Origin of the sequence: uncultured Adlercreutzia sp., from assembly GCF_958431955.1 — a bacterium.
Taxonomy (GTDB): Bacteria; Actinomycetota; Coriobacteriia; order Coriobacteriales; family Eggerthellaceae; genus Adlercreutzia.
Window position 1 is genome coordinate 35,768 of record NZ_CAUASN010000008.1, and the last position, 12,510, is coordinate 48,277.

General features: G+C 68.5%; 13 protein-coding genes. 3 read left to right on the forward strand and 10 right to left on the reverse strand.

The features are described from left to right. Positions 1 to 70: 70 nt before the first annotated feature. From Q5064_RS04045 to Q5064_RS04060, 4 genes are all read right to left on the reverse strand, one after another. On the reverse strand, positions 71 to 1,003 hold the full coding sequence (locus Q5064_RS04045; RefSeq protein WP_302962481.1) for a slipin family protein: 933 nt from the start codon (positions 1,001 to 1,003) through the stop codon (positions 71 to 73). 138 nt (positions 1,004 to 1,141) lie between these two features. Next, positions 1,142 to 1,603 (reverse strand): GntR family transcriptional regulator, encoded by a 462-nt coding sequence (locus tag Q5064_RS04050; RefSeq protein ID WP_302962482.1) that lies wholly within the window; start codon positions 1,601 to 1,603, stop codon positions 1,142 to 1,144. Between the two features lie 23 nt (positions 1,604 to 1,626). Beyond that, the gene (nrfD, locus tag Q5064_RS04055; RefSeq protein ID WP_302962484.1) at positions 1,627 to 2,610 is read right to left on the reverse strand and encodes an NrfD/PsrC family molybdoenzyme membrane anchor subunit; all 984 of its coding nucleotides are present in this window, start codon (positions 2,608 to 2,610) and stop codon (positions 1,627 to 1,629) included. A 114-nt stretch (positions 2,611 to 2,724) separates the two neighbouring features. Continuing rightward, positions 2,725 to 3,672 carry an undecaprenyl-diphosphate phosphatase gene (locus tag Q5064_RS04060; protein ID WP_302962545.1) on the reverse strand — a complete coding sequence of 316 codons (948 nt, stop codon included), beginning with the start codon at positions 3,670 to 3,672 and terminating at the stop codon, positions 2,725 to 2,727. A gap of 413 nt (positions 3,673 to 4,085) precedes the next feature. Between Q5064_RS04060 and Q5064_RS04065 the strand changes: the two genes are divergently transcribed. The 3 genes from Q5064_RS04065 to Q5064_RS04075 are packed head-to-tail and all read left to right on the forward strand — an operon-like array spanning position 4,086 to position 6,891. After that, positions 4,086 to 4,796, forward strand: coding sequence for a helix-turn-helix transcriptional regulator (locus Q5064_RS04065; RefSeq protein WP_302962485.1), 711 nt, complete (start codon positions 4,086 to 4,088; stop codon positions 4,794 to 4,796). A gap of 36 nt (positions 4,797 to 4,832) precedes the next feature. Next, positions 4,833 to 5,981, forward strand: coding sequence for a hypothetical protein (locus Q5064_RS04070; RefSeq protein ID WP_302962487.1), 1,149 nt, complete (start codon positions 4,833 to 4,835; stop codon positions 5,979 to 5,981). Between the two features lies 1 nt (position 5,982). Next, positions 5,983 to 6,891: an RNA methyltransferase gene (locus Q5064_RS04075; protein WP_302962489.1), complete on the forward strand. Its 909-nt coding sequence runs from the start codon at positions 5,983 to 5,985 to the stop codon at positions 6,889 to 6,891. Here Q5064_RS04075 and Q5064_RS04080 read toward each other — a convergent pair. The 6 genes from Q5064_RS04080 to Q5064_RS04105 form a co-directional block, all read right to left on the reverse strand. After that, positions 6,888 to 8,210, reverse strand: a complete 1,323-nt coding sequence (locus tag Q5064_RS04080) for a serine/threonine-protein kinase (protein ID WP_302962491.1) — start codon at positions 8,208 to 8,210, stop codon at positions 6,888 to 6,890. The two genes, Q5064_RS04075 and Q5064_RS04080, sit on opposite strands and share 4 nt — an antisense overlap. 73 nt (positions 8,211 to 8,283) lie before the next feature. After that, positions 8,284 to 8,703 (reverse strand): helix-turn-helix transcriptional regulator, encoded by a 420-nt coding sequence (locus Q5064_RS04085; protein WP_302962492.1) that lies wholly within the window; start codon positions 8,701 to 8,703, stop codon positions 8,284 to 8,286. Between the two features lie 102 nt (positions 8,704 to 8,805). After that, positions 8,806 to 9,522 (reverse strand): DUF5067 domain-containing protein, encoded by a 717-nt coding sequence (locus Q5064_RS04090; RefSeq protein ID WP_302962494.1) that lies wholly within the window; start codon positions 9,520 to 9,522, stop codon positions 8,806 to 8,808. Between the two features lie 229 nt (positions 9,523 to 9,751). Then, complete coding sequence (locus Q5064_RS04095; RefSeq protein WP_302962496.1) at positions 9,752 to 10,585, reverse strand: hypothetical protein; 834 nt, start codon at positions 10,583 to 10,585, stop codon at positions 9,752 to 9,754. After that, positions 10,579 to 11,331, reverse strand: coding sequence for an ABC transporter ATP-binding protein (locus Q5064_RS04100; RefSeq protein ID WP_302962498.1), 753 nt, complete (start codon positions 11,329 to 11,331; stop codon positions 10,579 to 10,581). The genes Q5064_RS04095 and Q5064_RS04100 overlap by 7 nt, the downstream gene beginning before the upstream one ends. Before the next feature lie 135 nt (positions 11,332 to 11,466). Further along, positions 11,467 to 12,357 carry a C39 family peptidase gene (locus tag Q5064_RS04105; protein WP_302962500.1) on the reverse strand — a complete coding sequence of 297 codons (891 nt, stop codon included), beginning with the start codon at positions 12,355 to 12,357 and terminating at the stop codon, positions 11,467 to 11,469. Positions 12,358 to 12,510 lie beyond the last annotated feature (153 nt).

Genomic DNA, 12,510 nt, shown 5'->3' on the forward strand with positions numbered 1-12,510 from the left:
CATATTTCAGAAATGTCAAATATTCTTGATGAAATGGAAGAATAGCATGGTTGTCAATTATTTTTGATACCTACCCCTTGAGCAGGTCGCCCACACCCTCGTTGAAGCCCTCGGCGAAGGCGCTGGGGATGACGACGGTGCCCTTGCCTTCGCGCAGCGACTCGTTCAGCAGGTGCATGGTGCGCAGGCGCGCCACAGCCTCGTGGTCGCCGATGAGTGCCTCCATCTCGTCCAGAATCTCGTAGATGTCGCGCTCGGCCTCCATGAGGATGATGCGGGCCTTCTTGCGCTGCTCAGCCTGGGCCTCCAGGCTCATAGCCTTCTGCAGGTCCTTGGGCAGCAGGATATCGCGCACCTCCACCGAGAGCACCGTTATGCCCCATGGGGCCACCTTCTCCTCCAGTACGCGCTTGAGCTCGCGGTCGAGCTGCTCGCGGCGAATGGCCACCTCGGCCGCACTCGCACGCCCGAGGGCATCGCGCAGGGCGGTCTGGGCCGCCATCTCCACGGCACGGGTGAAGTCGCTCACCTCGGTACAGGCCGCAGCTGCGTCCCACACGTGCCAGAACAGCACCGCATCCACGTTCATGGGCACAAGATCGGCCGTGAGCGTCTCCTCGGCGTAGAAGGTGGTCACCCGCGTGCGCGTGTCCACCCGCATGGTGTTCGACTCGATGACGGGCCACGTCCAGAACAGGCCCGGCCCTGACACGCGGTTGAAACGACCGAGACGCAGCACCACCACGCGCTCCCACTGCTGGGCCACATGGCAGCAGCTAATGGCCACAAGCGCCGCCAGAGCCGCAGCCACGATCGCCCCGAGCGTGACGCGCCCGACGACCAGCAGCCCGATGCCGAGCACGGCGGCCAGAACGAGCGCGAACAGCACCGCCGAGAACAGCAGCACGCCAGCTGACGAGGCGCGCTCCCCCACCACCTCGGTGACCCCATCGGGCGCGACGCGGAACCGGTCCTCTTCTTTCGATCTGTTCTTGAAAGGCATGTTCACTCCTTTAGCTTCCTCGCCATGGCGCTACTTCAGAAAGGCTCCGTTGCACCCGCCCCGCTCCTCGGCAGCCAAGCAGCGCAAAGCGCTCCAGCCCGCGGCAACCAGGACGCAAAGGGCGCGGCAGCAGGGCGACTAAGCTCCCCTCACTTCACGCCCCGCCGGTTTCTCAAAGTCGATGATATGCGCGGCCACCTCGCCGCGGCCCTTCGCCTCGTCGTACTTCAAGCGCTTGATCTTGCGGCTCATCGCGTGTTCGATGTCGTCGTAGCCCATGCCCATCTCACGGCATGAGGCGATGCACTCGCTAAGCACCGCGTCCACCTCGGCGCGGCCCTCACCGCCCTCCTCGGCGGCCATATCGGTCACGAACACGCCGCGGCCGCGAGTCGATTCCAAATAGCCATCGGACACCAGACTCAAATACGCCTTGTTCACCGTGTTGTAGTTGATGGATATCTCGGAGGCCAGCCCGCGCACCGTGGGCAGCTTGTCACCCGGTCTGAAATAGCCGTCATTGATGAGGTAGGCGATACGGTTTCGCAGCTGCACCCACAGGGGTAGGTCGCTGGATTCGTCGATTTCGAAGGGAAACATGGGAGCCTTTCTCTCGCAGGAGGCTAAAGCAAGCCCACAGCAGCGGGCACAAGAGCAGCGGACACGACCGTTGCGCGCAAGCAGACGCCCCCGATAAGGACACCCGCTGCCGACGCCAGAAACGCGGCCCGCCTGCCCAACGTCATGGGGGCGGCCCGGGACGAGCTTGAGGCAACCGAGGCGATTCCGTTGATGGTCAGCGGCACAACGAGCCCGACAGCCACCAAGCCCGCCCAGAACGCCAGCGCATCTGGCCCTGCGAGCAACAGGCGCACCGAGACGAGGGCGGCGGCATCGGTGGACGTGGGGGCCGCATCGGCCGACCCGGCGGTCGCCGTGGCCCATACTGCAACCAACCATGCCACCAGCACCAGCACCTCGGCAACGATAATCAAGCCGTCGATGCGAACGAGCATGCGCAGCACGCTGGCGAAAGCGCGAGCGCCCCTTCCCAGCAACGTGCTCGCCAGCACCAGCGCGATGCCGCACGAGAGACTCGAGAGCACGAACATCACCGGCAGCCACAAGTTGTTCCACAGAGGCACCGAGGCCATGCTCGAGAGCAACAGCCCCGTGTAGGCCATGACCACCAACGAGACGACGGCCAGCAATACGCCCAGCACGCGAAGGGCCATCGGGGCGGCCGGCACCATCCCGCGCCACGCCAGAGCAGCCAGAACCCCAAGCCCGAAGCAGGCGGCAAGGGACCACGCCCCCAAAACAAGATAGTTCGTCAGATCGGAAACCACGAGCAGCACCAGCCGATCGGGACGCCCCACATCGGCCAAAAGGCAGATCATTCCCAATGCGAGCACCACAACACCCGCGGTAAACCCCGTTCCGAAAAAGCGCCCGAAGGGCCGCCCGCACTCGTCAAGAAAACGCGACGCAGCGCACAAGCGCAGTCGATCGCCATCGACGAGCAGCGATGCGACGGCCATAACCGCGCAAGCGCCGGCACCGGTGCCCCCGAGAAACAGGTAGGCCACGACCAGCTCGCTGAACACAGACCTCCCCTTTCTCGGCACCCGCCCATGCGGAACCATTCCTTGGAGGTCAGATTATCATAAGACAATTCAATTGACTACGGATGAAGCGGAATCCGCGACGTCGCATGCGCCCTACAGCAGCACCTTCACGCCGAAGTAGGCGAGCACCACGATGCCCACGATGATGCGGTAGACGCCAAACGCGGTGAAGTCGTTCTTCTTGATATAGCCCATGAGGAACTTGATGGAGACGACCGACACCACGAACGCGGTCACGATGCCCACCGCGAGCACGGCGATCTCGGTGGCCGTCATGGCCAGGCCCACGGCCAGCAGGTACTTGATGAGCTTCAGCACGCCCCAGCCGAACATGACGGGAATGGCCAGAAAGAACGTGAACTCGGCCGCCGCGGTGCGCGAGCAGCCGCAGAGCATGCCGCCGATGATGGTGGAGCCCGAGCGGCTCGTGCCCGGGATGATGGCGAGCATCTGGAAGCAGCCGATCTTCAGCGCCGTCTTCCAATCGATCTCGTCCACGGTGCGCACACGGAACAGGGCCATCTCGGCATCGTCGCCGTCCTCGCCCGGCCCCACGGCCGGCACGGGCCGCGCGTGGGCACCGCGGGGAGCGCGGGGCTCGCGCGATGCCAGCCAGGCCGCCTCGCGCCTGCGGTTGCGCCGCTCCAGCAGGATGAACACCACGCCGTACACGATAAGGGCCACGGCCACCGTCCAGGCGTTGTAGAAGTACTCGTTGAAGAAGTCGTCCAGGGTAAGGCCGATGGCCGCCGCCGGAATGCACCCGATGGCCACCATACCCCACAGCCGCCACGTACCCCGGCGCTCGGCGACGGTCTTTCTCGGCGAGAAGGGATTCAGCTTGTGGAAGTACAGGATGAGCACGGCCATGATGGCGCCAAGCTGGATGACCACGAGGAACAGCTCGAGGAACTCCGCCGACACGTCCAGCTTCACGAACTCGTCCACCAGGATCATGTGGCCCGTGGAGGAAATGGGCAGCCACTCGGTGATGCCCTCCACGATGCCGATGAACAGCGCCTTCAGAATCTCGATGAACATATCCATGGGAACGCCCGCACCTCTTCTCGTCGGAATATCGCGGCGGCAAGCGAGAGGATCCTCGAGGCCGGCCGCGCAGATGGAGCTGAAATCGTACCACGGGCGCCCGAGCGCTCCCCCACTTCCCAAGAAAGTCCACGTTTGGAACAGCGGGGGCGGCGGATTGCGACCATTGGCAACGCGCTTCTAACGTTTCAATTCCTATTATAAATCATTGCTTTTTATTTCATATATATCGGAACACACGAACGCGGGCAGTGCTATGATCGATGGCCCGCACAAGACGCGAAGAGCCGTCGCTCCTTGGCAGACGCAGCCCAAATCCCCCACGCCCCGGGGCTCCTCCCCGCGCTGAAACGCGCCCTCGCGAGCTTCGCCCGCGAAGGGCCACCGCCGTCGATAAGGAGCACGCCATGCAAACCCACGCCAGAACCGCCTCGCTCGCCAACAACCTACCCACGGCCGACCGCCGCCTTCCCTCGCCGACCCACCGCCGGCACAGCGCCCAGCGCGTCGCCGACATCCCCGCCGCCGAGGGCGGCGCCGATGGCACCGAGCCCGCCCCGGCTCGCACCGGTACCTCGCCCGCACCTCGCCCCCGAAGCCGCGCCGTCCTCGGAGGAGCCCTCGCCTGCCTCGCCGCCAGCTGCCTGCTCGCCGGGGCCGCGGGCTGCATCGCCCTCGGCGCGCCATCGCCTCTCGGTCTTGCGCACACGGCCGTCGCCATCGGGGGCGCTGCCGGTGCGCTCGGGCTCGTGGGCATCGGGGCCATCCTCGTCCTGCGCGCCCGCGGGCTGCGCGCCGACGAGGAGCGCCGTCGTCTGCGCAGTGCGCGCATCCGGCGCGAGCTGGGCCGCTTCGGGCTCACCCCGCGCGAGGCCGAGGTGGCCGAGCTCATCCTGGATCACTGCTGCTACCAGGACATCGCCTGCGCCCTCGGGCTCTCCCCGCGCACCGTGCAGTTCCACGCCTCGAACATATTCCACAAGGCGTCGGTCGCGCGGCGCCATGATTTCGAGCGGCTCGTCCTCGCCGAGGAGGAGCCCCGAGACGCCGATGGCGCGCCCTACGAGCATATCCGTCGCATTCGACGGGAGGGGAAAGGCGGCGAAGGGGTATCATAACGCCGTCTAGCACCCGCGTCCCGAGGAAGTGCCGCCGTGACCCCATCTGCCCCCACGAACCGTTCCGCCGCCCCCGCCGGGCGCGCTGCGGCTATCCACGAGCAGCACGGGCGCGGCCGGGATGTCCCGGGCGACACCTGGGTGCACAACCTAGAGGCGGCCTGCGCGCTGCTCATCGCCTTCGGCTGCCTCATCTCCTTCGCCACGGCTGCCGGGTGCCTGAATGGCGCGCCCGCGGTGCACTGGATCCAGGACTGCCTGCTCACGCTACCCTTTCCCGTGCTCTACTTCGCGAGCGGGTACCTCTACCAGCGCTACCGCAGCGTGCGCACGCCCCAGGCCTGGGCGGCGAACCTGCGGCGGGAGGCCGTGGTGCTGCTCGTGCCCTTCGCGGTGTTCACCGTGCTGAGCCTGGCCGCCAACGGCCTCGCGGGCGACGGCCGCCCGCTCACCCCCGGAAACCTCCTCGACGCGCTCTTCGTGAGGCCGGTAGCCCCGCTCGGGTACTTCCCCGTGTGCCTCATCCTCATCGCCATCACGCCCACCGCGGCCAGCCGCCGCAACGCCTCGCGCCTCCTGCTGGGGGCGCTCGCCCTGAAGGCGGCCATCGTCGTGCTCCTGTCGGCGCCCGCCACCGCCCCGGCCGCCGGGCAGCTCCCCTGGATCGTGAAGGCCGTGGCCGAGAGCTGGATCTGGTTCGCCTGCGGCGTGGGCGCGTCGCTCTTCCAGGTGTTGCCACTGCTGCGCAGCCGCGAGAAGGCCTGGGCGCTCGGCGCGCTGTGGGCGGCCGCCAGCGTCATCACCTTCCAGGCCGGCTGGCTCGGCGAGGCCTCCCACGCCATCCTGGACGCCATCGGCATCGCATGGCTCACATCGCTGTTCTCCTCGGCCTTCCGCTCGGGAGCCCAAAACGCCTTCTTCGGCTTCGTCTCGCGCTATACCATGGCCCTGTGGCTTGTGGCCCCCGTCGTGCTGAAGCTGCTCGTCGCCGGGCTGACGGCCGCGGGCCTCACGGCCACCGGCGCACCGGCGATCTGCCTGGGCGCGGGCATTCTCGCCGGCTTCGGCGCTCCCGTGCTCATCATGGCCGCCCTCGAGCGCATCGGGAAGCTGGGCTTTATCGTATACCCCGCGCGCTACCTGCCGCCCGCACCCGTCCTCATCGAGCGCAAGGGCGTGCGCTAGCATGGGCACATCCGCCGCGCCCGGCTCGCCGGCGCTCTCTCAGGCCGTAAGCGCCGATGACCCCCACTTCAATCCCTTCCGCTCCATGACCGACGGCGAGCTGCGCGACCCCAAGCAGCTCGTGGGCCTCGCCCGGGCCTGCGATGCCGACGCCGACGCGAACCGGCTCGCCGGCGGCCTGTTCATCGCCGAGTCGGCCAACGTAATCGAGCGGGCCCTGGATGCGGGCTGCACCCCCTTCGCCGTACTCACCGACCGGCGCTGGGAGCGCGCCGCCGCGCCCCTTCTCGCGCGCATCGCCGAGGTCGCGCCGGCCGCGCCCGTCCTCGTGGCCCCGACCGCCGAGATCTGCGCCATCACCGGCTACCGGGAGACCCGCGGCCCCCTCGCCGCCTTCCTGCGCAGGCCCGAGCCGCCGCTGGAGGAGCTTCTGGCCGGCGCCCGTCGCGTGGCCGTGCTGGAGGACATCACCAACTACACGAACATCGGCGCCATCTTCCGCAGCGCCGCGGCGCTCGGAGTGGACGCGGTACTGCTCACGCCCGCCTGCCACGACCCGCTCTTCCGCCGCGCCTCGCGCGTGTCCATGGGTGCGGTGTTCCAGGTGCCCTGGGCCCGCATCGGAGACGGCCGCGACTGGGCGGAGACGGGGGTGCGCCTCTTGCGCGAGCACGGGTTCGCCACGGCGGCCCTGGCGCTGTCCGACGACTCCATCCCCATCGACGACGCGCGGCTCGCCCGCGCCGAGAAGCTGGCGCTCGTGCTGGGCACCGAGGGCGACGGACTCGCAGAGCACACCATCGCCGCCTGCGACTGGACCGCGCGCATCCCCATGGCCCACGGCGTCGACTCCCTGAACGTGGCCGCCGCGAGCGCCGTGGCCTTCTGGGAAACCCGCTGGCGGGGCTAGAAGCCGCCCGGCAATCCGAGCGCGCCGGCGAGCGCGGCCGCAACCCCCACCGCCGCCACGCCGACGGCCACGAGCGCAATGCCGGCCACCCTCGGCCGCCATCCGCGCAGCAGCCACGCGCCCGGGGCCATGCGGCGCATCACGCGCACGTCGGCGAGCAGGAGGAACAGGCCCGTGAAGAACGGGTAGCCGAACATCCAGTATTGGAACATGAGCAGCCATAGGGGCCACGCGACGTAAGGGCCCTCGGGGACGAAGGGCATCATCGCGAGCACCAGGGCGAACAGCAGCCACAGGACGAGGAGCGCGGCATCCCAGACAAGGCCCGCGGTCTCGTGGGGCGCCATGGTGGCGAAGCCGCGCCTCACGCACGAGGCGAACCGTCCCTGAGGAGGACGGGGCGGGGCCGCGTCGCCGGAAGCCGGTGCCGCTGCCGCCATCGGCACCGCGACCGCCGCCAGAAACGCCGCCTTCAGCTCGCGCACGCTCTGGAAGCGCGCCCGTGGGTCGAAGGCGCAAGCGCGGACGAGCACGGGGCGCAGGCACACAGGCACCTCGGGGCCCGAAAATCCCGCAGATGCCACCGACGGGTCGGGATCGCGCTCGCACACCAGGTAGTACAGCAGCATGCCGAGCGCGTACACGTCGCTGCGCACGTCGGTCTGCCCGTAGCCGAACTGCTCGGGCGGCGCGTAGGAGCGGGTTCCGAAATGGGTCGTGTCGCGCGGGGCGCCGTCGCGGAAGGCCCGCGCGATGCCGAAATCGATGATCGTGAGGCCCTCCCCGCCCACGATCACGTTGGAGGGCTTCAGGTCACGGTGGATGATCGGGGCGGGAAACTGCTCGTGCAGCTCGGCCACGCCGTCGCACAGAGGCGGGAACCACCGGCGCGCCAGATCGAGGGAGGGATCGCGCTCGTACACCTCGTCGCGCAAGGTGCGCCCGGCGACGTACTCCATGACCACGACCACCTCGCCGTCGGCCACGTGCACGTCGTAGATGCGCGGAAGGTGCCGGAAGCGCCGCCCGTCGCGCTGGGCCGCGAGCAGGTGGCGGTAGGCGTCCCCCAGCGAGGCCTCGGCACCGATGCGCTTGCGCACGAAGGGCCCGAGCTCGGCGGCATTGGCGCCCACGAAGTAGACGACCTCGGTCGCCTCGTGAGGCGATGTCTTCAGCACCTCGGCGACGCGGTAGCAGTCGTCGCGGGCGAGAGCGTCCAGATATGCGGCAAGCGGGTCGTGTTCCATAAGGCCCATGGTAGCAGACGATCGCGCCACGGCCTCCCACGCCTCGTCCGACATGCCGCCGTTCCAGGCCATCGCGCCGCCGCGCCCCATCGCCTTGCGCAGGCAGGCGGCCAGCCGCAGGCGCGAAAGGCGCGCCGCGTAGCCCCTACCCGATCGTCGCCTCCCCGAAGCGGTAGAGCTCCTCCTCGGTTTTCTGCAGCGTGTAGCCATGGGTGATCGCGAAGATGATGATGGCGTCGCGGCGGTTCTTGCAGTACAGCTCGTTCGCCCCGCCCGCCTGCAGAAGCCGGTTGGCCTCGCGTAGCGTGAGCCCGAGCGCGAAGGCGATCTTCAGCAGGTTGTCCCGCGAAGCCCGGCGCGCTCCGGTGAATATCTGGTAGCCGAAGGTCTCGTTCAGGCCCGCCTCCCGCACCACGGCGGCGCGCTTGAGCCCGCGCTCCTCCAGCAGCTGGTTCAGGTATCCCGACAAATCGCGGGAGCCCACCTCGTGCCTCCCGATGAAGGCGCACGGATCGGGCGCCTCCAGCAGCTCGGCCAGCATGTCCTCGGTCAGCGGCTCTTCCACCCGTCTCTTCCTTCTCCGTCGCGCCATTGTCGTAGCCGTATTCTAGCGGCGCCCCGCATCTACCGCGATGCGGGGCGCCGAAAAACTCCGCCGAAGCAGCCCTTAGGCCACCGAGAACGTGGCCTCGGCCAGAACCGTGTCGTCGAAGCTGATGAGCTCAGTGACCTCCACGGTTACATCGCTCGCATCCTCCAGCTCGTAGCCGATCTCCACCGTCGCCGACGAGCCGGGCTTCACATCGCTCAGGTACTTCTCGGAATCCCAGTCCGACCCGATGGCCGTGCTCAGCTCGACACCGTTCTGGAACACCTGGGGGTGCAGGGCCACCATGAAGCTTTGGGCCTCGTCGGAGTTGTTCGTGAAGGTGTAGGTGACAACCGCCACCGGCTCGCCCTCGTAGTCCTCGGTCACCCGGCAGCCGTCAATGGTCACCGCGTAGTCGGATGCGGCCTCGGCCTGCTGGGCGGCTGCCGGCTCGGCATCGCCGGATTGCGCATCGGCCTGCTGGCCGGCCTGCGCCGCACCGGCATCATAGCCCGACTCCTCGAGCGCCTGGTCGAGCGCCGCGCTGAAGGCAGCCTGCATGACCAGCACCAAGACGACGGTGATCACCGACAGCACCACACCCGCAATGGCGAGGCCCTTGCCGCTCTTCTTGCCGCGGGTAACCCCCACGATGCCGATGATGCCGAACACGATGCCGAGGACGGCCATCACGAACGACAGGTTGTTGACGATCGGCAGAACCGAGGTCGCGATTCCCACGATGCCCAGCACCAGCGAGGCCACCGCCATACCCGAACGGGGCAGCTTCTCCATATTTCGCTCCTTCTCTCAGAAAGTTTCTCCTAAAGGGACAGGAAGTGAGGGTATCGGTTCTCGCGCGCGGTTTCATTAGCTGCCAGCTAAGGTCGGGCATAAAAAATCCCGAGCGCGGGCGGAGCGCTCGGGACTGGTCGAAGGGGGGAAGGCCGGACGCGGCCAGGCGGAATGCGCGGGCCCCGCGGGCATGGTGCGGCCCACAGGGAGGAGCGGACGTGCGGCGCGGCTAGCTCAGGTCCACCTTCGTGCGCACGAGATGGGCGGACAGGGCCAGCGAGCCCACGATGACGCCGATGTTCACCATCAGCTGGACGAGGGAGACGGCGCCGAGCATCGCATTCCACGAGCCGGTGTTCCCGGTCATGGCGAGTACGCTGGCCGCCGAGAACAGAAACGACACCACCCAGCTGAAGCCCAGGTAGATGCCCACGGCGGCGGCCACCTTGTGACGGTGCGCCCACCAGGCTCCCAAGGTGAGGGAGGCGAAGGCGAGTCCCAGGGCGTAGGCGCAGGTGATCAGCGTGTTCACGAAGGCGAGCAAAAGCCCGGCCGCGCCGCCGTCCAGCGTGAAGGCGAACCAGCCGGCCGTCAGCGAGAGCACCCCGGCCACCGCCTCCATATCTCCTCCGCCGACGACGGCCACCATGGCGGCGTACAGGCCCATGGCCGTGAAGGCGAACACGGTCAGCAGCAGGTAGGCCGCCCAGAACTTCGCCATGACGAGCGTGCCGGCGCGCACCGGCAGCGTGAGCGTGAGGTAGCCCTCGTCGGTGAACATGGTGCGGTAGAAGCGCATGACCACGAAGAGGTAGAGCGCCGCGATGGCGGCCCAGACGAGGAAGCCGCAGAATAGCGCGCCCAGGAACAGCACCACCGTGGCGTTCGCGGCGAGCGCGGCCCCGGTCACGTACCCGCTGCCGTAGCCGGCCGCGTCGCTCACGGCCATGGCCGAACCGAAGGCGGCGATGCCCGCGATGCCGGCCGCCACCATCACGGCGAGCATGATGGCCGCGGGCTTCCACAACGAGCGCATCTCGTGCGCGAACAGCTTGCCTAGCATCGGAACTCCTCTCGGAAGTACGCATCCAGCGTCGTGCCCTTCTCCTGGGTCACGTAGGGCACCGGGGCGTGCAGCAGCATGGTGCCGTAGCGCAGCAGGATGAAGTCGTCGAGCACCGACTCCACGTCGCGCACCAGATGCGTGGAGAGAATGACGGTGGAGGCGGGGCGGTAGCCGCGGATGATGGTCGAGAGGATGTAGTCGCGGGCCGCCGGATCAACCCCGCCGATGGGCTCGTCGAGCAGGTAGAGGGCTGCATGGCGCGCCATCACGAGAGTCAGCTGCACCTTCTCCACCGTGCCCTTGGAAAGCGTCGAGCACGCGGCGGCGGGATCGACCCCCAGGCGCGCCAGCATATCGTGGGCCATGGGCCGGTCGAAGTCGGCGTAGAAGTCGGCGAAGTAGGCGAGCATCTCGCGCACCCGCATGGAGCGCGGGAAATAGGGGCGCTCAGGCAAAAACGAGACGACCGCCTTGCTCTCGGGGCCGACGGGCAGGCCGGCCACGCGGATATCGCCCGAGGTGGGATGGCTCACGCCGGCGACCATCTTCAGCAGGGTGGTCTTGCCCGAGCCGTTGGGGCCGAGCAAGCCCACGATGCGGCCCGGGGGCACCGATATGCTGAAGCGGTCGAGCGCCGCCCGGCCGCCGTAGGCCTTGGTCAGATTCTGGCACCACAGCGCCGGCGCCGGGCCGGCGGCGGCCGTGGGCTGCGGCGCAGCGGCTTGGGGCTCAAGGGCAACCACAGGAGACCTCCTCATCCGTCGGGTTTGCTGAGGCCATCCTAGCATCGGCGCGTCCGGCAGCGGCGGAATACCATCGAATGAGCGAATCGCCCATGCAAGGCGGGGCCGCAGTTTTGCGCGAAAACGCGCCGGCGGTTAGGCGCGCTCGAAGGCCCACAGGTTGGCGCACTGGGACAGCACGCGCTGCACGTCCCAGGTGCGCGCGCTGTTGGCCGGGCTGTTGGGATCGTGGATGACCAGCTCGCCGTTGTCGGCCACCCCCGCCACCACGAGGAAGTGGCCGGTGTCGGTGAAGTCGCCGGGGCGCACGCTGCAGATGACGGGGCGCCCCGCCTGAAGCTCGGCCACGAGCCGGCTCGCGTCGGCGGGCACCTCGTGGGAGGAAAGGCCCAGATCGGCGGCTCCCTCGGTCATGAGGCGCCAGGCCGTCAGGCCGCCTTCCACGTAGCCGCCCTCCTCGCTGAAGGCGGCCATGGCGGCCGGATCAAGGTCGGTCTTGCCCGTCAGGGCGATGTACACCATGGCCAGACTCGTCGGCCCGCAGCCCGACTCCTCCACATCGGCCCCGGCGTAGGGAGCGGCGCTGTAGTGGGGGTCTATCTGGTAGAGGAAGGGAATCTCCCCAGCGCGCCACTGGTCGCGCGGCGTGCTCACCGCCTCGGCGCCGTCGCCCGCGGCCGTCGGCGCGGGCACGGCGGCTCCGGTGGCCGCCACCACCGGTGCTGCTCCCAGGCCCTCGGCGTACATGCCCGCCAGCTGGAAGGCGGCGATGAGCGCGAACACCGCGAAGCCCGTGGCCGCCACGAGGCGCACGGCCCGCATGCCGCCGATGCGCCCCGCGGAGCGCGCCGGGGCGGATGCGCGACCCGGCGAGGTCGCCGTCCGGCGGCTCGGCACGGAGCGGGCGACCCGGCGCGACGCGGACGGCTGGCTCCAAGCATCGCGGCGGTAGGGGTTGGAAGCGCACGTCCCCTCGGAGGGGGCGGCGGAACAGGGGCCATCGGCTGGGTAGATAGTGGCGTTCATGGCGTCTCCTTCGTATCGTGATCCCACCTTACCGACCGGGCCGCTTACGTGTCCCATAGCAAAAGCTGACGTTTCGTTCCGGGACCTTAACTTTTCCTGAAGGGCCGCCCCACCGCCCCTTCTCGGGCTGCGCGGCGCGGGCGAATCGTGTAC